The organism is Nonomuraea sp. NPDC003201 (assembly GCF_053590415.1).
In genome coordinates, this window is sequence record NZ_JBSFTC010000072.1 from 19,417 (window position 1) to 40,921 (window position 21,505).

At 71.8% G+C, this 21,505-nt stretch carries 22 protein-coding genes and 1 pseudogene; 12 read left to right on the top strand and 11 right to left on the bottom strand.

The features are described 5' to 3' along the window. Window positions 1-2: 2 nt before the first annotated feature. The 6 genes from ACWDX9_RS24890 to ACWDX9_RS24915 form a co-directional block, all read right to left on the bottom strand. Entirely contained in the window at window positions 3-2,282 is a 2,280-nt protein-coding gene (locus tag ACWDX9_RS24890) for a hypothetical protein (protein ID WP_449957759.1), read from the bottom strand. Beyond that, window positions 2,279-3,976, bottom strand: a complete 1,698-nt coding sequence (locus ACWDX9_RS24895; RefSeq protein ID WP_449957761.1) for an ABC transporter permease subunit — start codon at window positions 3,974-3,976, stop codon at window positions 2,279-2,281. The genes ACWDX9_RS24890 and ACWDX9_RS24895 overlap by 4 nt, the downstream gene beginning before the upstream one ends. Then, window positions 3,973-5,193 carry a hypothetical protein gene (locus ACWDX9_RS24900; protein ID WP_449957763.1) on the bottom strand — a complete coding sequence of 407 codons (1,221 nt, stop codon included), beginning with the start codon at window positions 5,191-5,193 and terminating at the stop codon, window positions 3,973-3,975. The genes ACWDX9_RS24895 and ACWDX9_RS24900 overlap by 4 nt, the downstream gene beginning before the upstream one ends. Next, window positions 5,177-5,827 carry an ATP-binding cassette domain-containing protein gene (locus tag ACWDX9_RS24905; RefSeq protein WP_449957765.1) on the bottom strand — a complete coding sequence of 217 codons (651 nt, stop codon included), beginning with the start codon at window positions 5,825-5,827 and terminating at the stop codon, window positions 5,177-5,179. Before ACWDX9_RS24905 ends, ACWDX9_RS24900 begins: the two co-directional genes overlap by 17 nt. Window positions 5,828-5,898: 71 nt before the next feature. Further along, window positions 5,899-6,267 (bottom strand): VOC family protein, encoded by a 369-nt coding sequence (locus tag ACWDX9_RS24910; protein WP_449957767.1) that lies wholly within the window; start codon window positions 6,265-6,267, stop codon window positions 5,899-5,901. Next, window positions 6,264-6,863 (bottom strand): dienelactone hydrolase family protein, encoded by a 600-nt coding sequence (locus ACWDX9_RS24915; protein WP_449957769.1) that lies wholly within the window; start codon window positions 6,861-6,863, stop codon window positions 6,264-6,266. The genes ACWDX9_RS24910 and ACWDX9_RS24915 overlap by 4 nt, the downstream gene beginning before the upstream one ends. Before the next feature lie 91 nt (window positions 6,864-6,954). Here ACWDX9_RS24915 and ACWDX9_RS24920 point away from each other — a divergent pair, with 91 nt between their 5' ends. Further along, window positions 6,955-7,623, top strand: coding sequence for a 2'-5' RNA ligase family protein (locus tag ACWDX9_RS24920; RefSeq protein ID WP_449957771.1), 669 nt, complete (start codon window positions 6,955-6,957; stop codon window positions 7,621-7,623). Window positions 7,624-7,677: 54 nt separating this feature from the next. Here ACWDX9_RS24920 and ACWDX9_RS24925 read toward each other — a convergent pair whose 3' ends face one another. The 3 genes from ACWDX9_RS24925 to ACWDX9_RS24935 all read right to left on the bottom strand — a co-directional run bounded on the left by ACWDX9_RS24925 (window position 7,678) and on the right by ACWDX9_RS24935 (window position 12,402). Further along, window positions 7,678-8,046, bottom strand: coding sequence for a hypothetical protein (locus ACWDX9_RS24925; RefSeq protein ID WP_350733174.1), 369 nt, complete (start codon window positions 8,044-8,046; stop codon window positions 7,678-7,680). Between the two features lie 102 nt (window positions 8,047-8,148). Beyond that, window positions 8,149-11,610 (bottom strand): tetratricopeptide repeat protein, encoded by a 3,462-nt coding sequence (locus ACWDX9_RS24930; protein WP_449957773.1) that lies wholly within the window; start codon window positions 11,608-11,610, stop codon window positions 8,149-8,151. Between the two features lie 99 nt (window positions 11,611-11,709). Beyond that, the gene (locus ACWDX9_RS24935) at window positions 11,710-12,402 is read right to left on the bottom strand and encodes a response regulator transcription factor (protein WP_185070386.1); all 693 of its coding nucleotides are present in this window, start codon (window positions 12,400-12,402) and stop codon (window positions 11,710-11,712) included. 176 nt (window positions 12,403-12,578) lie between these two features. On the opposite strand from ACWDX9_RS24935, the gene ACWDX9_RS24940 reads away from it, so the two are divergent. The 10 genes from ACWDX9_RS24940 (at window position 12,579) to ACWDX9_RS24985 (ending at window position 18,582) form a co-directional block, all read left to right on the top strand. Beyond that, on the top strand, window positions 12,579-12,830 hold the full coding sequence (locus ACWDX9_RS24940) for a MoaD/ThiS family protein (RefSeq protein ID WP_350733178.1): 252 nt from the start codon (window positions 12,579-12,581) through the stop codon (window positions 12,828-12,830). A gap of 72 nt (window positions 12,831-12,902) precedes the next feature. Next, complete coding sequence (locus ACWDX9_RS24945) at window positions 12,903-13,568, top strand: LmeA family phospholipid-binding protein (protein ID WP_449957775.1); 666 nt, start codon at window positions 12,903-12,905, stop codon at window positions 13,566-13,568. 109 nt (window positions 13,569-13,677) lie between these two features. Beyond that, a complete protein-coding gene (locus ACWDX9_RS24950) occupies window positions 13,678-14,190 on the top strand; it encodes a sigma-70 family RNA polymerase sigma factor (RefSeq protein WP_350733182.1) in 513 nt (170 codons plus the stop codon). Next, window positions 14,187-15,002 carry an anti-sigma factor family protein gene (locus ACWDX9_RS24955; protein ID WP_449957777.1) on the top strand — a complete coding sequence of 272 codons (816 nt, stop codon included), beginning with the start codon at window positions 14,187-14,189 and terminating at the stop codon, window positions 15,000-15,002. Before ACWDX9_RS24950 ends, ACWDX9_RS24955 begins: the two co-directional genes overlap by 4 nt. A gap of 28 nt (window positions 15,003-15,030) precedes the next feature. Next, on the top strand, window positions 15,031-15,480 hold the full coding sequence (locus tag ACWDX9_RS24960; RefSeq protein ID WP_449957779.1) for a thioredoxin family protein: 450 nt from the start codon (window positions 15,031-15,033) through the stop codon (window positions 15,478-15,480). Window positions 15,481-15,651: 171 nt separating this feature from the next. After that, window positions 15,652-16,065 carry a DUF4395 domain-containing protein gene (locus ACWDX9_RS24965; RefSeq protein WP_449957781.1) on the top strand — a complete coding sequence of 138 codons (414 nt, stop codon included), beginning with the start codon at window positions 15,652-15,654 and terminating at the stop codon, window positions 16,063-16,065. Next, a complete protein-coding gene (locus ACWDX9_RS24970; protein WP_350733191.1) occupies window positions 16,062-16,901 on the top strand; it encodes a sulfurtransferase in 840 nt (279 codons plus the stop codon). The genes ACWDX9_RS24965 and ACWDX9_RS24970 overlap by 4 nt, the downstream gene beginning before the upstream one ends. Then, the gene (locus tag ACWDX9_RS24975; RefSeq protein ID WP_185070393.1) at window positions 16,901-17,203 is read left to right on the top strand and encodes a DUF1416 domain-containing protein; all 303 of its coding nucleotides are present in this window, start codon (window positions 16,901-16,903) and stop codon (window positions 17,201-17,203) included. Before ACWDX9_RS24970 ends, ACWDX9_RS24975 begins: the two co-directional genes overlap by 1 nt. Window positions 17,204-17,287: 84 nt before the next feature. Next, on the top strand, window positions 17,288-17,848 hold the full coding sequence (locus tag ACWDX9_RS24980; RefSeq protein ID WP_449957783.1) for an RNA polymerase sigma factor: 561 nt from the start codon (window positions 17,288-17,290) through the stop codon (window positions 17,846-17,848). Further along, window positions 17,845-18,582 carry a methylated-DNA--[protein]-cysteine S-methyltransferase gene (locus ACWDX9_RS24985; protein ID WP_449957784.1) on the top strand — a complete coding sequence of 246 codons (738 nt, stop codon included), beginning with the start codon at window positions 17,845-17,847 and terminating at the stop codon, window positions 18,580-18,582. Before ACWDX9_RS24980 ends, ACWDX9_RS24985 begins: the two co-directional genes overlap by 4 nt. Here ACWDX9_RS24985 and ACWDX9_RS24990 read toward each other — a convergent pair. Next, a complete protein-coding gene (locus ACWDX9_RS24990; protein ID WP_449957786.1) occupies window positions 18,579-19,127 on the bottom strand; it encodes a helix-turn-helix domain-containing protein in 549 nt (182 codons plus the stop codon). The two genes, ACWDX9_RS24985 and ACWDX9_RS24990, sit on opposite strands and share 4 nt — an antisense overlap. A gap of 215 nt (window positions 19,128-19,342) precedes the next feature. Here ACWDX9_RS24990 and ACWDX9_RS24995 point away from each other — a divergent pair, with 215 nt between their 5' ends. Further along, complete coding sequence (locus ACWDX9_RS24995; RefSeq protein ID WP_449957787.1) at window positions 19,343-20,590, top strand: hypothetical protein; 1,248 nt, start codon at window positions 19,343-19,345, stop codon at window positions 20,588-20,590. A gap of 36 nt (window positions 20,591-20,626) precedes the next feature. Here the strand turns inward: ACWDX9_RS24995 and ACWDX9_RS25000 are convergent. Further along, a pseudogene (locus ACWDX9_RS25000) lies at window positions 20,627-21,505 on the bottom strand (hypothetical protein); the annotation flags it as partial.

Sequence of the window (21,505 nt, forward strand, 5' to 3'; positions counted from 1 at the left end):
GCTCACAGCTCCGACAGGCTCGCGCGCAGCTCGCGGACCTGCCGCGGCTCCGCGATCCCGTCCCAGGGGGAGAGCGCCGCCAGCCCCGCGTCGCGGTGCTCGGCGGCGCTCCCGGCCCGCAGCCGGGCCAGGTGGAGGTGGGCCAGCGCCGTGCTCACCCCCGTCGGGGGCAGCCGCGGCTCGGCCTCCGCCAGCAGCGCGACGACCTCCTCGGGACGGTGATCGGGCTCCTCCAGCAGCACCCCGGCCCGCTGCACGAGGCAGCGGGCCCGCCCGATCTCGTCAGCGGTCTCCGCGTAGAGCCGCTCGGCCTCCTTCAGGTTGGACCTCGCGTCGAAGCGCAGCCCCAGGTAGTGGTGCGCGAGCGCGAGCAGCTCCTGCGCGTGCGCCGCCGCGCCGTCGTCGTCGGCCCGCGTGGCCAGGTCGAGCGACTCGAACAGCACGGCGCGGGCGTCGGCGTACAGGCGGCGCGCCTCGGGGTCGCGCCCGTCGCCGTCGAGCGTCTGCCCCTGGCGCAGGAGCAGCGCGGCCACGTTGATCAGCCGGAGCGAGTGCCCGGCCAGGTCGCCGCCGGACAGCGCCTGGCCGTACCGTACGAGCGCCGACTCGACGGCGGTGAACTCGTCGCCGGCGGCCAGGAGGATGGCCGCGTGCTCCAGGTGCAGCTCGGCGGGCCAGGACTCCACCCTGACCCGCAGCCTGGCCGCCCGGTTGAAGTGCTGGCGGGCCGTGGTCGGGTCGCCCCAGGTGAGCAGGATCGCGCACTGGCGCAGTTCGGCCGTGGCCTGCACGTGCTCGTCGCGCAGCGCCTTGGCCGCCTCGGCCAGCGCCTCCGCGGCCCGCAGCCGGTCCTCGTGCCGCTGTTCGAGCCGGAACCAGGTCTCCAGCCCGTCCGCGATGCGCGCCAGCGCCCGGGCCGTCTTGGGCGCGGGGCTCCCGTGCGCCAGCACCTCCAGCAGCACCCTGTCCTCGATCGCGAACCAGGCGCGGGCCTCCTCGCCGGGTAACAGGGCGGCGAACGAGTCGGCCTCGTCGGCGAAGTGCTCGACCAGCCGGCGCCAGGCCGCGGCGTCCTTCGGCGAAGGAGGCGGCCCGGGCGTGCCGCTGGGGAACGCGCCGGTCACCCTGACGCGCGTCATCCGTACGTTCTCCACCAGTCCCAGGTCGGCCAGCTCCCCGATCGCGTCGGCGGCGGAGGGCACGCCGAGCAGCGCGGCGGCCGCCCGGTGGTCCACCTCGGCGATCGGCAGGCCCGCCAGCAGGACGAACAGCTGCTTGGCCGTCGGCCTGAGCTGCCTGATGCTGAGGTTGAGCACGAAGTCGAGGGTCTTGACGACGGACAGGTTTCGCAGGTCGTCGACCAGGGACTGGAGCGCGACGCCGGGGTTGCGGGCCAGCCAGCGGCCGATCCTGACGATCTCCAGCGGGCTGCCCAGGCAGGCGTCCACCAGCAGCCCGAGCGCCTTCGGGTCGCGGGTGACGCGCTCGTCGCCGATGTGGCGGGCCAGCAGCGACTGCCCGGCCGCGGGCGCGAGCGGGCCGAGCTGGATCGGCTCGATGTGCTGCGGCAGCTCGTCGGTGAACGTGCCCGCCACCACGATGTGCGCGCCCGGCACCCGGGGCGGGAGCCAGGCGATCTGGCTCCAGGTGCTGACGTTGTCCAGCAGGAGCACCCGGTCCGTGCCGGTGAGCGCGTCGATCACCTGCGCGGTGGCGTCCTCCGGCTCCTGGATCGCGCCGGGCGGCCGGTCGAGGGTGCGCAGGACCCGCTGGGCCACGCTCAGCGGCGTCTCCGCGTGGTCCCGGTCGGGGCCGCGCAGGTCGGCGTAGCGCTGTTTGCGGGCGTCCGCGGTCAGGTCCCACGTGGCCAGGGTCGCCACCGAGGACGTGCCCATGCCCATCGCGCCCTGCACGACGACGATCCCGCGCTCCTTCGCGCGCTCCTTGACCTGCTGGACCTCGGCGTCCCTGCCGACGAGCCCGTCGATCCTGTCGGGGAAGGGCAGGCGTTGGAAGATCGTCTGGGGTGGGGCCTTGCGGCGGCTGCGTACGAAATGGGTGAGCCAGCCGGCCACGACCGGCAGCGAGACGATCAGGATGACGAGCAGCCAGACGGGCAGCCACTCCGTCACCCGCTCGATCAGCTTCTCCTGCAGCAGCAGGACCGTGCCGCCCGCGGTCAGCAGCCCGCCGAGCCCCAGCTCGGGCAGGTGCGCCCCGGCCTGCCGGGAGAGCTGGGACAGGCGGAAGCGCAGCCGGTCCTTTCGCGAGATATCCGTCATCGGCGCACTCCTCGCGTCAGCCCCCGGTACAGCCAGCGCCCGGTGACGACCACCAGCAGCACGGGCACCGCGGTCGCGATCACCGACTGCGCCGCCAGCGGCCCGGCGGCGCTCATGAAGTGGCGGGCCTGCTCCAGCAGGATCAGCGGCAGGTGGTCGCCCGACGGCCAGTTGAGCAGCAGCCCGACGACCGTGTCGTTCCACACCAGGACGAAGGCCAGGACCGCGGCCAGCACCAGGGCCGGGCGCGCCTCACGTACGACGTGGAACAGCTCCCACCGGTCCCGCGCCAGCATGGGAGCCGGCACGCGGACGAACGCGTTGTACAGCACCAGCACCGCGAGCGGGATCACCAGCGCCGCGTGCACGATGGCCAGCGCCGGAGCGGTGCCGACGACCGGGCTGAGCCAGCGCTGCAGCGGCACCGCGAACGCCTGCGGCGGCAGCACGGCCAGGGCCACCGCGACCAGCAGCACCGGCCGCCAGGCCCGGCGCGGCAGCAGGTGCTCGTGCGCCAGCACGTACGCGGCCGGCACGGCGGCCAGCAGCACCAGGCACACCACCACGACGGCCCGCAGGAACGTGGTGCCGAGCGCGCCCGCGAACCCGCCGTCGGCCAGCGCCTCCGTGTACGAGCCCAGCGTCCAGGGACCGCCGCCCCACCACCCGGACAGCGCCGCGGCGACCGGGTCGCGCAGCGAGGTCAGCACGAGCACCAGGAACGGCAGCACCCAGAGCACCGACACGGCCGCGCACAGCAGCCAGATCCGCCAGCCCTTCCTGGGCGGCGGCGGGACCACCGGCTCGGCCCAGGTCACCCGCCCGCGCAGCCCGAACAGGGCGGGCACCGCCATCACGGCCACGAGGACCGACAGCCCCACGGAGAGCGCGGAGGCCCGCGTGTCGCCCAGGTCGCCGTGGTGCCGCCACCAGAACAGCCCGCCGCCCTCGATCTCGGCCTGCATCGAGCCGGGCGCCCCCATCAGCACGACGTCGAACACCCGGGCCGCCGCCGCCAGCGCGAACAGGTACGCCAGCGCGGCCGGCCCGGCGAGCGCCGGGACCACGACGGACCAGAGCCTGCGCCGCCGCCCGACGCCGAACGCCCTGGCCATCCGCAGCAGGTTGGTGGGCAGCCGGGCCAGCGCCTCGTGGAAGACCAGGAACGCGACCCCGGCCCACTGCCAGACCAGCGCCAGCCCGAACACCACCCAGATCCACACGGGGCCGAGGAAGGCCACCTCCGTGCCGAACAGGGCGTTGACCAGGCCGCGGCGCGGGTTGGTGTCGAACATCAGCCGGAAGATCGCGCCCGTGGTGAGCGGGGACACCGCGGCCGGCAGCACCAGCAGGAAGCGCAGCACGCCGCCGAGCACCGGGCCCGCGTTCCTGGCCAGCCAGGCCAGGCCGAGCCCGACGGCGCACACGACCACGGCCAGCACCAGCCACATGAACGAGTTGCCGAGCGACTGGAGCACCCGGCCGTCGAGCAGCACGTCGTACGCGCCCGGCCCGGCGGAGAGGCTGAGCACGACCGTCGCGCAGAGCGGGACCAGGATGACGCCCGCCGACAGCAGGACCGCCAGGAGGAGGTAGAGCGAGGCGCGCAGGCGGCCGATCCCGTGCCCGACCAGCGGGATCCTGGCGTCGTGGTGCGAGGCGGCCTCGAACAGGAAGGCGTTCCGCCGGCTCACAGGGCCCCCTCCTTGCTGCCCGCGACCAGCTTGTCGCGGGCGGCGCCGGCGGCCGTGGCGGGATCGACCGCGTTGACGGCGACGTCGGTGAACAGCTCGGTGAACACCCGCCACAGCCCCCGCCCGTCGCCGCCCTCCAGGCCGCCGATGAGCCGGTCGGACAGGTCGTAGTGGGCGTTCACGGCGGCGTTCAGCTCCTGGGCGGGGCCGCGCAGCAGCTGGTGGGAGGGCGGCGTGAACGGCGTCAGGAAGCCGCCGTCGGCGATCCAGCCGGTCAGCGCGTCGCGCTCGCCGCTCGCCCGCGGCCTGGTCAGCCAGTTGACGAAGTCGATCGCGTGCGCCGGTCCGGCCCGCATCGCCACCGCCACGTCGCCGCCGACGACCAGCGGGGGCAGGTTGCTCCCGTAGGCGGGGAAGCGGAAGTGCGCCGCGACGCCCTTGCCGCCGTAGTGCTCGATGACCGGCAGGGCGAAGTCCGGCGCGGCCACCACGCCCGCGGTGCGGTAGGCGAAGACGTCGAAGATCGAGTCGTGGAACTGCATGGTGAGCGCCCGCCGGGCCTGCTCGGGGGTGAACGCGCCGCGCCAGATCGTGCCGAGCAGCTCCAGCGCGTCCGCGACCTGCGGCGCGCTCCACCAATCGGGGTTGCCCGGCAGGCCGGGCGGGAAGAGGCCGCCGTAGACCTCGGGGGCGAAGGCGAGCAGCACGTTCTCGAACCAGTCGCTGAGCACCCACCCGTCGGCCGCCCCGATCGCCAGGCTGCCCGGGGTGGGCTGCCACGAGGTCAGGTCGGCGGGCGGCGTGTACTCCCCGGCCCGGTGCCAGACGAGCGACTTGTGCGCGAGCTTGAACCAGGCGCCCAGCTCCTCGTGGCTCCCGGGCGGCGTCACGAGCCCGCGCCAGAACTCCTGCTGCCGGTGGTCTCCCGTCCACGGCCGGATGCGCGGCCGGATCATCGGATCGAAGAGCAGGCCCAGCCTCGGGATCACGGCCACGTCGGGGACGACCTCCTCCGCGGGCCCGCGCAGCACGGCGGCGATGTTGTCGCCCGCCGAGAAGACGTGGACCGGGCGCCCGTACTCCTTGACCACGCCGAGGAAGCGCCGCAGCTCGTCGCCGCTCCACACCACCGCCACCTGCAGCGGCCGCTCGCGGGCGCAGCCGGCCAGGGCCGCCGCCGGCAACGCGGCCAGTAACGCTCTACGGGTCAGGGGCATCGGCGATCTCCCAGAAGCGCGAGGGGGAGGCGAGGCTGGCCACCCTGGTCCGGTCGTCGGTGACGACCAGCACGGCCAGGCTCGGGTCGGTGCCCAGCGCCGCGCTCACGGCCGCGTGGCAGGGCCCGCAGCCCGTGCGGTCCTCGACCACCATCACCTTGACCGCCGTCCGCCGGCACAGGGCCCGCGCCAGCGCCACGTGCAGCCGCTCGTCGTGGGCCAGCTCGTGCGGCCGCGACCGCAGGAAGCCCTGGATGTCGGTCTTCTTGGCCATGTACGCGACCATGCCGCGGATGGGCGGGGACGCCTGGTCGTCGCGGGCGGTCAGCGCGAGGTTCTGCTCGACGGTCAGGTGCGGCAGCAGGCCCGCCCCGGCCGGGACCAGCCCGATCTCGCGCTCGGCGGGCAGCCGCATGGTGATCTCCTGGCCGTGGATGCGGATCTGGCCGTCGTCGGGCATCTCCAGGCCGATCAGGACGTCGGTGAACGCGTCGGCCTCGGCGCAGTCGGCGGCCACCACCACGGCGGTGCGGCCGGGGCCGACGGTCAGGGGATCGGGCGCGAGGGCGCGGCGCGTGCCGTGCGCCTGCCAGGCGAGGCCGGACAGCTCAAGAACCGGCGCGACCTCGACCATCTTTCGACGCTTTCACAAACAGTGGATCACGGCAACGTAATTGACCGCTTCCGCAACGTGTTGATCCGGCGCTACCCGCTCACCCAGAGGCAGAACGGGTGCCCTGCCGGGTCGAAATGCACGCGTACGTCATCCTGTGGCTGGAAATCGGCCACGGTCGCACCCAGCTCGACGGCGCGGGCGCTGCTCGCCTCGAGATCGTCGACCTCGATGTCCAGGTGCATCATCATCTGCTGCCCGCCGGGCGGCGCGGGCCAGGCCGGGCGGACGAAGCCGGGGTCGCTCTGGAAGGCCAGCCCGGGGCCGCCTTCCGGCGCGGCGAGCAGCACCCAGTCGGGCTCCTCGTCCTTGACCCGCCAGTCGAGCAGCTCGCGGTAGAAGGCGGCCAGCGCCGACCCGTCGAGCGCCTCCAGACAGACGGTCGACCACCTGAACCTCATGCGGGACTCCTGAAATGGGTCGTGAACCAGTTTCTGGCGTGCTCGGCCACGGTCTCCAGCGCCCCGGGCTCCTCGAACAGGTGGGTGGCCCCGGGCACGACGGTGATGCGGCTCTCGGCGCTCAGACGCTGCTGGGCCTCCTCGTTCAGCTTCACCACGATCGGATCCCGGCCGCCCACGATGAGCAGCGTGGGCGCGCGTACCGCCGCGAGCCGAGGCCCCGCCAGGTCGGGCCGCCCGCCGCGCGAGACGATCGCGGAGATCGCGTTGTCCGGCTCGGCCGCCGCCCACAGCGCCGCCGCCGCGCCGGTGCTGGCCCCGAAGTAGCCGATGGGCAGCCCCGCCACGTCCTCCTCCTCGCGCAGCCGTCGCGTACGTTCCAGCAGCCGCTCGGCCAGGAGCGCGATGTCGAAGACGTTCGCCCTGTCGGCCTCCTCCTGGGGCGTGAGCAGGTCGAACAGCAGCGTGCCCAGCCCCGCCTTGTTGAGCGCCCCGGCCACGTAGCGGTTGCGCGGGCTGAGCCGGCTGCTGCCGCTGCCGTGCGCGAACACCACCACTCCAAGAGCGGCGTCGGGAACGACCAGATCGCCGGACACGTGCCCCACCTCCCTCCCCGTCCACCTGCCACTGCCCGTACAGGCCCTCGTCTATCCGCGCCGGTATGGCGTGATCAGGCATACTGCACGGATGTCCGATTTCGCCGACTTCCGGATCGAGGGGCGGGCGGCTCTGCTGGCGGGCCGGGCGACCCACGACAGTCCCATGGTGGAGGGCGCGAGGCGGTGGGGAGCGGCGGCCGTGCTCCGCCCCTCGGGCGAGGTGCTGGACCGGCTGGCGGCGCTGGCCGGGACCATCGAGGCGCCGGGGCACTGGGTGCACGGTAGACGGACCCTGCACGTAACCCTCAGGTCCCTGGAGCCCTACCGCGACCGGATCCCGGCCGGCGACCCGCTCCGCGCGGTCTACCGGGACGCGCTGGCCGAGGCGGCCAAGGGGGTCCCGGCCGCGCGGGTGCGGCTGGCGGGCGTGAGCCCGCATCCCGGCGGCGTCCTGGTCTGCGGCCATCCGGAGGACGACACGCTGGTCAGGCTGTGGGAGCGGTTCGCGGCCGCGATGGCCTCGCGCGGGGTGCGGGACCTGGAGCACGGACGCGTACGCGACCGCTGGTACGTCAGCCTCGTCCACTTCGCCGGTCCGCTCGCCAGCCCCGGCCCGATCGTGGACTGGTGCGACGCCCACGCCGACGTCGACCTCGGCCTGGCCGAGCTGGACACGGCGGAGATCGTGCAGTTCGTGCTCGCGGACACGAGCATCCACGTCAAGGCGCTGGAGGAGGCCCGGCTGGGCCGGGCGTGACGGCGGGGCGCCACCCGGCCCCATTCCGAGGGTGGCGCCCCGCCGTCGTCCAGGTCAGCCCAGCACCACCGCGGTGACGAACTGCAGCAGGTGCCAGGCCACGTAGGCGCTCAGCGAGCAGAAGGCCCACTCCTTGCCCCGGCTGATCCTGGAGATCCACCGGAGCTCCTCCGCGGGCTCCCTGCGCGCCTTGAGGGTCCTGGTGACGAAGTACGCCGACATCAGCCAGGCCGCCCCCGATCCGCCGAGCAGCCCCAGGGAGAGGGCCAGCAGGATCGGGGAGCCGCCCAGGAGGTCCGACGGCGGGAGCTGGCGGACCCAGGCGGCCGGCACGCCGGTGAGCAGGACAACAGTGATCCGCCGGTCCTTGCGCGCCTGGCGTTTGAGCCACTGAAGGTCTCGACGCAGATGGTTCTTGAGCATCCGGATCACCCCCGTTGGAGTAGCTGGTAGCACCAGCTAACGGAAATTTCCCGAGAAGATCTGCGACCTCACATCCGAGATTTCACGACTTTTAGCGATATTTCAGGACGTGGGGCTGGTCCCCAGCTCGCGGAGGTCCTCCGACACCCGCCGTACCTCGAAGACGTCCCCCACCTCCTCCAGCAGCCGCAGCGCCTCCCGCAGATAGCCGCCGGCCGGGCCCCGGTTCCCCAGCCTGGCCGAGATCAGCCCCAGCGCCCGCAGCGCGCACCCCAGGTCCCGCCTGGTCCCGCACTCCAGATGGACGTCCCTGGCCTGGCGCGCGTGGACCAGCGCCTCCCCGGCCAGACCGAGGTCCAGCAGCACCATGGCCAGCGTCGTGAGCGCCGCCGCCCACCGGTCCTTCGTGCCGGTCTCGTTCTGCAGCTCGACCGTCTCCCACGCGAGCTTCAGCGCCTCCTGCGGCTCGCCCGCCGTGTGCAGCGCCTGCGCCATCGACAGCAGCGCGCTGGCCCGGTTGTCCCGCAGCTCCTCCCTGATCGCCAGTGACGACTTGGCCGCCCGCAGCGCGGGCTGGTGCTGCCCCAGCGACAGGTACGTGTTCGCCAGCGTCTCCTGCACGTCCGCCTCGGCCCGCCGGTTGCCCAGGCCCTGCACGATGTCCAGGGCTTCGAGCGCGTACACGAACGCCACGTGCGGCAGCCCCTGCCGCCGCCGCACCCTGGCGAGCCGGTTGAGCATGCGGGCCTCCACCGGCTCGTCCCGGATCACCCGGCTGATCGTCAGCGCCTGGTTGAGGTAGTCGTCGGCCCGCAGGTAGTCGGACAGCCGCCAGTGCACCAGCCCGATGTCCCCGAGCGTCTCCGCCTTGCCCTGCTCGTGGTGGAGCTCCACCTGCACGGCCAGCGCCTGCTCGTAGTAGGCGAGGGCCTCGTCGTACCGGGAGCCGTTGCGCGCGATCCGGCCGAGCGCGCACAGGGCGCGCCCGCAGCCGTGCTGGTCGCCCGTCGCCGTGTACCCGGCCAGGGCCCGCTCGGCGTCCCGCTGCGCGTCGTGCGGCAGCCGCAGCAGGTCGTAGATCTCGGCCAGGCAGAGCAGCGTCTCGGCCTCGGCGTGCTCGTCGCCCAGCTCGTGGCAGATCGACAGCGCCTCCAGGCCCTCGGACAGCGCCGCGTTCGGCTCGCCCAGGTCCCGCTGCACCGTGGCCAGGATGATCAGGCTCTGCGCCGTGCCCCTGCGGTCGCCGAGCTCCTCGCGTACCTCCAGGGCCTGGCCCGCGTGCTGCAACGCCAGTTCGTAGCGCTCCTGGGACAGGTGCAGCCGCGAGAGCGTGTGCAGGCAGCTCGCCACCCCGGCCAGGTCGCCGATCTCGCGGTAGAGGTCGAGCGCCTCGTCCGCGCACCGCAGGGCCTCCTCGTTGTGGCCCGCGATGCCGTGCACCTCGGCCAGGTCGTTGAGCGCGCGGGCCCGTCCCTCGGCGTCGCCGAGCGAGGCGAACTCCTCCAGCGCCTCCCCGATGAACCTGGCCGCGAGCGTCGAGGGCCCGATGTCCCGGTGGATCGAGCCCAGGTTGCTGCGCATGCGCGCGATCGCCCGCCGGTTGCTCACCTGCATCGCCGAGGTCAGCCCGGCCTGCTGGATCTCCAGGTTGATCTCGTTGTACCGCAGCTTCCTGAACGGCTCGAACACGGCCTCGGCCAGCCGCCACGCCATCCCCTGGGCGCCGCTCTCCTCGGCCAGCCGCACGGCCGAGACCAGCGAGCGCCGCTCGGCCTCGAACCACTCGGGCGCCGTCGCGGGGTCGGTCGCCACCGCCAGGTAGTGGTCGAGCAACCGCGCCCTGGCCTCCCGCACGCCTGCCTCGGCGTGCCGGCCCAGCTCTCTGGCCAGCCGCTTGACCAGGTCGTGCACCCGGTAGCGCGGCCCGGCCAGCGGCTCGACGAGATACGCCCGGTGCAGCCCCTCCACCGCCACCACGGCCTCGCTGACCGGGGCGCCGAGCGCGGCGGCCAGCACCTCGGGCGTGAAGTCCCGGCCCGGCAGCAGCCCCACGTGCCGGAACGCCCGCCGCTGCCCCGGGCTCAGCGACTCGTACGCCAGGTCGAGCGCAGACCTGAACGCCTCCTCCGGATCGCCCACCAGGAGCGTGCCCGGCCTGCGCAGCTCCTGGACCCGCTCCTGCACGCTCAGCCCGGGGCTCTCGGCCAGCTTGGCCGCCGAGATCCGCAGCGCGAACGGGTGGTACGAGCACACCCGGGCCAGCTCGGCCAGCGCGTCCCGGTCGGCGGCCCGCGGGGAGTGCTCCCCGAGCACGGCCACCAGCAGCGCCACCGCGTTGCCGGGGTCGAGCACCGGCAGGTCCATGAGGTCGGCGTGCCCGGTGGCCCGCAGCGGCGCCATCCGCGTGCGGCTGGTCACCAGCACCACGCAGTCCTTGCCGCCCGGCAGCAGCGCCCGCACCTGCGCCGGGTCGGCGGCGTTGTCGAGGATGAGCAGCAGCCTGCGCCCGGCGATCCTGCTGCGGTAGAGCAGCGTCAGCTCGGCCTCGTCGTCGGCGGGCATGTGCTCGCCGACCCCGAGCGAGCGCAGGATCTGCCCGAGCGCCTCGGCCGGGGTCATCGGCGGCTGGCTCGGCGACTGCCCGCGCAGGTCGATCACGATCTGGCCGTCGGGGAACCGGCCGGCGTGCAGGTGCCCCCAGTGCGTCACCAGCGCGGTCTTGCCCACGCCCGGCAGGCCCTGCACGATCATGGTGTTCGTCCGCCTGGGCCGCTCCAGCCAGGCGGTGAGCAGGTCCAGGCTCTGCTGGCGGCCGGTGAAGTCGGACACGTCGGCGGGGAGCTGGCGCGGCTTCGGCACCTCGCCGAGGGGCAGCGGCTCCGCGAGCGCCCCCGGCCTGGTCAGGAACGGCGTCACCCGTCCCTGCCACGGCTCCGACAGGTGCTCCCAGCCGCCCGCCACATCGCGCAGCGCGGACGGGTCCGCGATGCGCAGCCGCCGGTAGCCGGGCCGTACCAGCCAGCCCCGCTGGACCCACTGCGTGAGCTGGCGCTGCACCACGTCGGGGGAGCTGCCCACGAGGTCGGCCAGCGTCTCCATGGACAGCGGCGGCGCGGACTCCGCGGCCAGCGCGTAACGCTCGTCCAGGTGCAGCAGCCACACCGCCAGCCGGGCGGCGACGGGGGCGCGGGCCAGCGACTCGTGCCTGCGGGCGGCCACGTTCCTGGCGAACAGCTCCTGCACCAGCGCCGTGGCCACGGCCGGGCCGGCGGCGGCGTGCTCGCGCAGCCGGCGCATGTCGATGGGCCAGGCCCGCACCTCGGTCAGCGCGTCCACCTTGGCGCGCTCGGCCGGGTTCCAGAAGGCCAGCTCGCCGACGAGGTCGCCGGCGCCGCGCAGGTCGTGGATGGCCTCGCGCTCGCCCGCGGGGGTGTATTCGCGGGCGTAGCCGTGGTCGATGAGGTAAATCCGGTGGGCGGGCCGCAACGGCGAGCAAATGGTCTCGTTACGCCGGAAGACGCGGGGTCTGGCGCCCTCGTCCACCAACGACCGGAACAGACCCACCCCGACACCACCAATCTGGGGACGGCGGTGTCCTCGTATGACAGACGCGAAACAACCTCAACGACAATGTGTCATATCGGTGGGTGCCTCTGTCAACGATCAGACGGCGGCGGTGTCCTGCCGGTCGGGGACGAAGCGGTAGCCGACGTTGCGGACCGTTCCGATGAGGGATTCGTACTCGGTGCCGAGCTTGGCGCGCAGGCGCCGCACGTGGACGTCGACCGTCCTGGTGCCGCCGAAGTAGTCGTAACCCCAGACCTCCTGCAGCAGCTGGGCGCGGGTGAAGACCCGGCCCGGGTGCTGGGCGAGGTATTTGAGCAGCTCGAACTCCTTGAACGTGAGGTCGAGCACCCGGCCGCGCAGCCGCGCGGTGTAGGTGGCCTCGTCGATCGACAGGTCGCCGCTGCGGATCTCGTCGGGCACCTCCTCCGTCGCGGCCTGCGAGATGCGGCCCGTGGCCATGCGCAGGCGCGCCTCCACCTCGGCCGGGCCCGCGCTGTCGAGCAGCACGTCGTCCACACCCCACTCGGCCGTCATCGCGGCCAGCCCGCCCTCGGTGACGATCACCAGCAGCGGGCAGTCGATGCCGGTCGTGCGGATCAACCGGCACAGGCTCTTGGCCTGCACGAGTTCCTTCCGCGCGTCGACGAGGACCGCGTCGGCCGGAGGCGTGTCGATCAGGGCGGACGCCTCCGCTGGTGAGACCCGGACGGAGTGGAGCAGCAGGCCCAGCGCCGGAAGCACCTCGGCGGACGGCTCGAGGGCGTTGGTCAGCAGGAGCAGGTTGCTCATTACGGCCTCCTCAAACACGCAAGGACCCGGGGGCTTCATCGCCCAGGTCCCGTAGGTGAGGATATCCCACGAGTAAGTCGCGTCCATTGCGCGTCCAACAGATGAACAGCGCGTCTCTCGAAACAACCTTGTTAAGGGCGACGCACAATAGACCGGAAAGGGATTGTGAGGTGCCCATGGCCACGGGAAAGGTACGTTATTGGGCTGCGGCGAAGGAGGCGGCCGGAGTGGCGGAGGAGCCGTTCGACGCGGTCACTCTTGGTGAACTCATGACGAAAATCACACAAAACCATGGAGATCTGGCACGCGTGGTGAGGCGTTGCTCGTTCCTCGTGGACGGCTCCCCGGTCGGCAAACGCCCTCATGACGAGGTCGTTCTCGCCGACGGGGCGACCGTGGAGGTGCTGCCGCCGTTCGCCGGCGGGTGATGGGGCCTTCCATGGGGGAATGAGTGAGGCCAGTCGATAGGCTCTTGACCCCCGCCACAGACAGGGAGCCCCATGCGGAAGCTGATCATTTTCCTGATCGTGCTGGTCATTCTCCTTGTCGCCGTCGACCGGGTCGCCGTGGCGGGCGTGGAACGCGATCTCTCCAACCGGATCGCGGCCGCGACCGACCTGTCCGACAAGCCGACCGTGACAATTGAGGGCATCCCTTTTCTCACGCAGGCCATCTCGGGGCACTATCCGGAGGTACGGTTCAATCTCGGCACGTTCACCTACGGTGGCGTGCCGATCAAGAACCTCCGGGGCGCCGCCTACGACGTGACGGCTCCCCTGGCGGACGTCCTGCAGAACAGAGCCAACATCCAGGCCGGGCGCGTGGCCATCACCGGCACCCTGACCAGGGCGACGATCGACAAGTACGCCCCCAGCGGCGTCAAGATCGGCGGCAACGGTGAGCGGCTCACGGCGTCGGGCGAGGTGACGGTCGGGGTGAACAAGGTGAAGTTCAACGCCGAGATGCGGGTCGAGCTGGTCGATGGCGGCATCAAGATCCAGGCCGAGAAGATCGAGGGCGTGCCCGACCAGCTCGCGTCGCTCGTCTCCTACACGATCAAGTTCAAGGGGAAGCTGCCCTTCGACGTGAAGGTGACCGGGGTCAAGAGCGTGGCCGAAGGATTGGAGATCTCGGCCGAAGCGTCTGACGTGCCGATCCGTGGATGAGCCTGAACCGGTCCGGCCCGACGTACGTGAAGAGGTACGTGAGAGAGCGCAGCGAGCGAGCCAATCGGCACAGCAGCGCAGCGCTCACGGGCCCGACGAAGGAGGGCCTGTGAGCGCAGCCGGCACCGCGGATGAGGAACTCGTGAGAACCCTCTTCGACGAGCATGCCGGGCCACTCTACGGCTACGTCCTGCGGCTGACCGGTGATTCCGGGCGGGCGGAGGATGTCGTGCAGGAGACCCTGTTGCGGGCCTGGCGACATCCCGACGCCCTCTCGGGCCGGCCGGTGCGCGCGTGGCTGTTCACGGTGGCCCGGAACCTTGTTGTCGACCAGCATCGGGCCAAGAAGGCCAGACCGCAGGAGACCGGGGACGAGGCGCTGGCCGTCATGCCGGCGGACGACGACCTGGAGCGCGCCGTCGAGTCGTGGGCGGTGGCCGAGGCGCTGGCCGTGCTCAGGCAGGAGCACCGTGAGGTGCTGCTGGAGGTCTACTATCGGGGGCGATCGGTGAAGGAGGCGTCGGCGACGCTGGGCATACCGCCGGGCACGGTCAAATCCCGCACCTACTACGCGTTGCGGGCGCTCAAACTGGCCCTCGAGGAGCGGGGGTTGGCGCCATGATGACGTGCGAGGAGGTAAGGCTCGCCCTGGGCGCACATGCGCTGGGCGCGCTCGACCCCGACGAGGCGCTGGAGATCGACAACCACCTGGCGACCTGCGAGGAGTGCGGCCGCGAGCTGCTCGACCTCGAAGGCGTGGCCTCGTTTCTTGGCAAGGTGTCAGAACGAGACGTGGAGCTGGTGGCAAGCCCGCCGCGGCAGGTGCTCGACCGGCTGCTGAACGCCAGCGCGAAGCGCAACAGGCGCGGCCGGCTGCTGCTGGTGGCGGCCGCCTCCGTCGCGTTGCTGGGGGTCGGCGGCACGATCGTGTCGGTCGTCAACAGCGGCACCAGGCAGGAGGTGGCCTCCGGGGTGGCGGCTCCCATGTCCACCGAGGAGCCGCAGACGATGCGGGACTCGGCCTCGGAGTCCGACCAGGCGCCGCTGAGCCGGCTGGCCGAGCCGACGCCGCAGGCCAAACGGCCCGGCAAGGCGGCGCCGTCCGCGTCGCCGTTCAAGATGGCCGAGGGCCTGAAGTTCTCCGGCGTGAACAGGGCCGAGAAGTACTCCGCCACCGTGTCGGTCTGGCCCGGCGGCAGCGGCACGGAGCTGGACGTGAGCGTGCGGGGCGTGCCCGTCGACATGACCTGCAGCCTCCTCGTCGTGGCCGGAGATCGGCACGAGCTGACGGAGAGCTGGACGATCAGCCGCGAGGCGTACCAGGACAAGGCCGTCTTCAAGCGGTCGACGACACTGCCCATGTCCGCGATCACCGCGTTCTACGTGGTCGACCAGAAGGAGAAGGTGCTGATCAGGATCCCGGTGCGGAAGTAAACGCGGGTGCGCGTGGTTGCATCGGGTGATGACTGGTTGGTGGGTGGCGCTGGCGACTCTGGCGCTCGGCTCTGTGATCGGGGTGGTTCGCCTGCGCCGCGACGGACAGGTGCGTGACACGGGTGGCGACCGGCTGTCCGAGGCCGACCTCGGCGCCGGTCTGGGCGAGCGGGCGACGCTGGTGCAGTTCTCGACCGCGTTCTGCCAGCCGTGCCGGGCGACCAGAAGGATCCTGGCCGACGTCAGCGGGATCGTGCCGGGGGTGACCCACGTCGAGGTCGACGCCGAGTCCCGGCTCGATCTCGTACGGCGGCTGGACATCATGCGCACGCCGACGGTCCTCGTGCTCGACACCACCGGAAAGATCGTGAAAAGGGCCTCCGGCCAGCCCCGGAAGGCGGACGTCCTGGCGGCCCTCGCCGCGGCCGTGTCGCCGCCGTCGTCTCACGAATCGTCTCACCAACCGGACGAGATGTGACAGATGACGAGACGCCGAGTAGTGTCTTCAGCATGTACCCAACGACAGAGCTGCTGACGAAGCGGCGCGCGGTTGATTTCTGCCGCGTGACCACCGCGCTCTGTCGCGCTGCCTGAGGACGATCCCGCGGACATCCGGTCCGCCCCGTCGACCCTTCAGGAGCATCCCGCGATGCGTGCCGATCCTAGAGCGCTGCGCTTCGGCGCGGCCATCACCACCCTGGTCCTCGCCCTCGTCCTGGTGACGGGGAGTGCCTGGCTTCTCGCCGTCCAGGCGATGGTCTTCGCACTCGGAGTCGTGGCGCGCTCGCCGTACACGATGCTCTTCAAGGCGCTCGTCAAGAGCGCCCCGAAGGAGACCGAGGACGCCCGCCCGCCGCGGTTCGCGCAGGCGGTGGGGTTGGTCTTCGCGATCGCGGGCCTGGTCGGATATCTCACCGGGATCACGCCGCTGGCCCTCGTGGCCACGGCGGCGGCTCTCCTCGCCGCCTTCCTCAACGCAGCCTTCGGATTCTGCCTTGGCTGCGAAATGTACCTGCTCATTCGCCGTCTACTGCCCGCCGCCAAAATGGAGGTTTCCAAATGAGCCGCTCCGCCGCCCTGGTGGACGCCGACTGGGTCGAGGCCAACCTCGACACTCCCGGAGTCGTCCTCGTCGAGGTCGACGAAGACGTCAGCGCTTACGACAAGGGCCACATCCGTGGCGCCGTGAAGGTCGACTGGCGGCAGGACCTGCAGGACCCGGTGCGCCGCGACTTCGTGGACAAGACCGGTTTCGAGGCCCTGCTGTCCGACCGCGGCATCTCCAACGATGACACCGTCGTGCTCTATGGCGGCAACAACAACTGGTTCGCCGCCTACGCGTACTGGTACTTCAAGCTCTACGGCCACTCGAACGTCAAGCTGCTCGACGGCGGGCGCAAGAAGTGGGAGCTCGACTCCCGCGAGCTGGTTCGGGACGTGCCGGAGCGGGCCAAGACGCAGTACGTGGCGCAGGAGCAGGACACCAAGATCCGCGCCTTCCGCGACGACGTGGTCGGCGCCATCAGCAAGCTCAACCTGGTCGACGTGCGCTCGCCCGACGAGTTCACCGGCAAGCTGCTCGCTCCCGCGCACCTCCCGCAGGAGCAGGCGCAGCGCGCCGGCCACGTGCCCACCGCCCGCAACATCCCGTGGTCCAAGGCCGCCAACGACGACGGCACGTTCAAGTCCGACGACGACCTGCGCACGCTCTACGGCGAGGCCGGGGTCGACTTCGGCAAGGACACCATCGCCTACTGCCGCATCGGCGAGCGTTCGGCGCACACCTGGTTCGTGCTGCACGAGCTGCTCGAGCAGGACAACGTGAAGAACTACGACGGTTCGTGGACCGAGTACGGCTCGCTCGTGGGCGTGCCGATCGAGCTGGGGGAGGCCCGCTGATGACTGCTGCACAGGGTTGCGGAGCGCCGGAGCAGACGATCACTCTGCCCGCCGGGATCGACCTGTCCACCCAGGCCGTGATCCAGGGCGTGGTGACCGGCGCCGGCACGGCGTACGCGCGTCTGCTCGACCACTCCGGCGAGTTCACCGGCGAAGTCGTGGTGTCCGACGAGGGCGTCTTCCGCTTCTTCGCCGCCCCCGGCGACTGGACCGTCCGCATCATCGCGGGCGGCGGCGTCACCAGGGACATCAAGGTCGAGGCGAAGCTGGGCGAGGTCTCCTCGCTCGCGGTCGCCGTCTGAGGCTGCTGAGGTAAAGACCCGCGTCCGATCCGGACGCGGGTCTTTTCGGTGCAACGGATCCGGGTGCGGCGGTGTTGTACCAACGTGAGAGAAACCGACTGTCCCGACCCGGTGCGCAAGGCGCTGCTCGACGACCTCGACGAGGGGTTCGCCGAGCTGTACGGCGCCTACCGCGGCCTGGTCTTCTCGACCGCGCTGCGGCTGAGCGGGCGTTGGGCCGACGCCGAGGATCTCACCGCGGAGGCGTTCCTGCGTGCGTACAGGGCGCTGGCCGGATACGAGCGCGACCGCATCGCCACGCTCCAGCCGAGAGCCTGGCTGATGACGATCCTGATGAACATCTGGCGCAACTGCGCCAGGACCAGGTCCCGCAAGCCACCACCGGAGCTGCGGGACCAGCCGATCGAGGAAGTCGACCTCGGCCAGGACGTCGAGGATGCCGCGGTACGCCGCGAGACCGGCGACGAGCTGGCCGAGCTCCTCGGCCTGCTGCCCGAGGAGCAGCGGGTCGCGGTCGTGCTCAGGCACGTCGTCGACCTGCCGGTCAGCGAGATCGCCACCGTGCTCAGGATCCCCCAGGGCACGGTCAAGTCGCACGTGTCGCGGGGACTGCGGCGGCTGCGCGCACTGGGAGGTGCCCGATGACCCACGATCCACTGCTGGCCGGGCTGTCGGCGCTGGCCGCCGACGCGCCCGAGGGACTGCTCGACCGGATCGCGGCCCGCTGGGTAGGCGTCCCGAGCCCGATCGGGGAGCTACGGGTCGCGTTCACCGACCAGGGCGTGGCCTACGTGCGCCCGGGCGACGGGTTCGCCGAGGCGTTCAGGGGGCGCTTCGCCCGCCCGCTGCTGCCCGCCGAACGCCCGCCCGCCGGGCTGCTGCCCGCGCTGCGCACGGGGCGCCTGGGCCGGCTGCGGCTGGACCTGCGCGAGGTGAGCGACTTCCAGCGCGACGTGCTGGAGACGGTCCGTACGATCCCGCGCGGCGAGGTCAGGCCGTACTCGTGGATCGCGGAGCGGATCGGCCGGCCCAGGGCGGTGCGCGCGGTGGGCACGGCGCTCGGCCGCAACCCCGTGCCGCTGCTGATCCCGTGCCACCGCGTCACCCGGTCGGACGGCGTCGCGGGGGACTACGTCTTCGGCCCGGCGGCCAAGGAACGGCTGCTGCTGGCCGAGGGCGCCGACCTGGAGCGGGTACGGGAGCTGGCGGGGGACCGGGTGTTCTACCTGGCCAGCGACACCACGGGCGTGGTGTGCTTCCCGACCTGCCACAACGCGCGGCGCATCACGCCGCGGCACCGGCACGGCTTCCGCACCATCGCCCAGGCCAGGGCCGCCGGCTACCGGCCGTGCCGCACGTGCAGGCCCGCCAATGCCTAGGGTTTGATCGGGTAGCGCATGAGGAGCGTGGCGCGTACGACGTCGGGGCCGTGCGCGCGGTAGCCGTGCGGCACGTCGGAGATCCACGAGATGTGGTCGCCCGGCCCGGCGGTGAGCGGTTCGCGCATGGGGCCCGCGCTGAGCGTGCCCGTGAAGACCGTGACGTGCTCGCTCACGCCCTCGTGGTGGGCGGGTGAGGTCTGGGTGAGGCCCGGCGGGACGGTGACCCGGTAGAGCTCGTACGTGATCCGGTCGTCCTCGAACACCTCCAGCAGCTCCGCCTCCATCGCCCTGCCCCGCATGATCTGCGGCTCGCGCGGCGCGTCGAGTATCGCCCCGATCGGCACCCCGAGCTGCGCGGTGATCGCCCAGAGCGTCTCCGCCGTCGCGTTGACCTTGCCGGTCTCGACGTCCGACAGGGTCTCCCTGTCGATGCCCGCGCGCTTGGCGAGCTCCGACAGAGACACGCCGCGCTCGTGCCGCAGCCGCCGGAGGCGATCTCCCACGACGTGGGGATCGGCGTCGAGTGCGGGCCGTGGCTCCATAGAGCAATGGCACGCGCCCCGCTGCGGGACCGCCATTTCCCCGCCGATAATTCTTTTGTCACTGCCCAGGGACCACACCCGCACTGGCATGCCGAGCATCGCGCTTTCCGGGGTTGCTGCTGCGACATGTGTGACAGACCGATACGATTCTGCAGATGTCCGGTTCGACAGGTGTGGCGGCACCTCCCCGACCTGGGCCTACGCCGGCTCAGGGGATGCCGTCGCCGTATTCGCTGCCCCTGCACGCCCTACGGCTGGCGGGGAAGTGCGCCCTGCCTCTGATCCTCTGGTACGCCGCCGGTCAGCTGACCCGCTTCGTCCTGCTCTACGCCGCCACCGAGGTCGCCTACGGCGACTTCCGGCAGGTCCGCCTGGTCCTCGTGATGACGCTGCTCACGTTGATCATTCTGTCGGTGATGACGGTCACCGCCGGCATGCTGTACTCCCTGCGCAACGCCCTGTGGGAGATGCGCGCGAAGACCGAGGAGGGCATGCAGGACGAGCGCTTCTTCCGGGTGCTCGACCGGGTGGCCCCGGCCTTCGCCGTGCTCTACCTGGCGTGGGGCTTCCAGACGGAGGACGCCAGGGACGTCTACCAGATGGACCTGTTCCACCACATCTACGACCAGACGTCGGCGTCCTTCTTCGGGGAGCAGTCCCAGGTCGGCCGGGGACTCACGGACCTCGACTGGCGGGTGTCGCTGGGGGCGATGGCCGTCATGTTCGGGCTGAAGCTGCTCTTCGCCAAGCTCCTGGAGAAGACCGAGGGCAGCGGCAAGTTCTACGGCTTCTGCGCGGCCTTCTCGGAGTTCGCCTTCGTCTTCTACGGCCTGAACGCCACCCTCTACATCGGCACCGCGCGCACCGACTGGGTCGAGCACCGCAACGTGGTGGCCGGCACGGAGGAGCTCTGGGCCGAGGCGCAGAAGAACGTGCCGCTGTGGGAATCCGTCACCGGCTTCCTCGGCGACGCCTGGCCGTTCTTCCTCGACGCCGTGGCCGTCCCGCTGGCCTGGCTCACCGTGGCGATGCTCGTCTTCGGCTCGTACTCCGACGAGACCCGCGCCCTGGTCAAGGGCACCCGCCTGGAGCGGGGGGTGGACCGGCTGGAGGGCACCCACGACCTCACCCAGAAGTCGTTCGACCAGCTCACCGGCGGGATCAGGGACCGCTGGCTGCCGCTGGCCAACTCCCTGCGGATGGTGGCCAAGGCCGGCCTCCCGCTGTTCGGCATGATGTGCCTGTGCTACGTGGGCCTGCTGGTCGGCGGGGAGTACGCCGAGCGGGGGCTGCGGTGGCTCATCGGCACCGAGCGGGAGTGGGTGTGGCAGTTCCAGGGGCCGCCGCTGATCTTCGTGCGCGAGACGGTCGTGGCCGTGCTCACGATGGCGCTGCTGGCGGCCACGTACGACCTCGCGGCCACCAGAGCACGGCTCAGGGGCGAGCCGTTCGACGACGTCTGAGCCGGCGACCCACGGGCGGTCGCCGGCCGCGACCGCTCAGCGCCGCCTGAACCTCAGGACGTCGACGTCGGCCTCGAGCTTGGCCACGGTGTCCCGCTTGAAGAGGTCCTCCGTGGGCGTGTCCGAACGGTAGTTGCTCGGCCTGAAGGACAGCTCGACCTCGTCCGCCACCGCGGTCGGCACCACCGCCGCGGCCAGGATCTTGTACTCCTTGCCGACCTCCAGCCGGTCCGTCGGCCGGTCGCTCTGCGGATCGACGCTCACGACCCAGCTGCGGCCGGCGCGGTCCTCCAGCTTGGCCTCGGTGAACATGCCGGTTTTGGTGACGCTGCCCGCGTCGAGGATCTTCTTGGTGATGTCCACCCTCAGCGCGGTCACCTCGGGGCCGTACGGGAGGTTGTCGGGCATCTCGATGCGGGTGACCGTGGCCCGCCACTCGATGTTCTTCACCTTGGCCGCCTGGCCGGCGGAGACGACGGTCTCCTTGGTCTCCTTCGTGGTGGTCTTCTCGTAGAAGAGGTAGCCGTCGTACGACTGGGCGCCCATGGTGACCAGCGACACGATGACGGCGGCCACGGCGACCAGGACCGTGCGCTTCTTGCGGCCTCCAGGGGCGGCGGCCCGCCGCGACCCGGGCGGGGCCTCCTGCGGGGCGTCAGGCGACGGCTCAGGTCCGGACACCTGGTGGGCCGCGGGTTCCGGATCGGGGCTCTGCCGGCGCGGGAGGGGCGTGCCGGGGCCCTGCTGCGGCGACACGGGCAGGGCGGCCGGGACGGCCGGCAGAGGCTGTGTGGAGCCGCCTACGGGCTCTCGGGGGGCCGGGGGCCACACCTGCTGGACGAGCTGCACGACAGCCAGCCCGGTGAACGGCTTGGAGGACGAGGCCAGAGCGTAGATGGTGTCGATCTTGTTCGG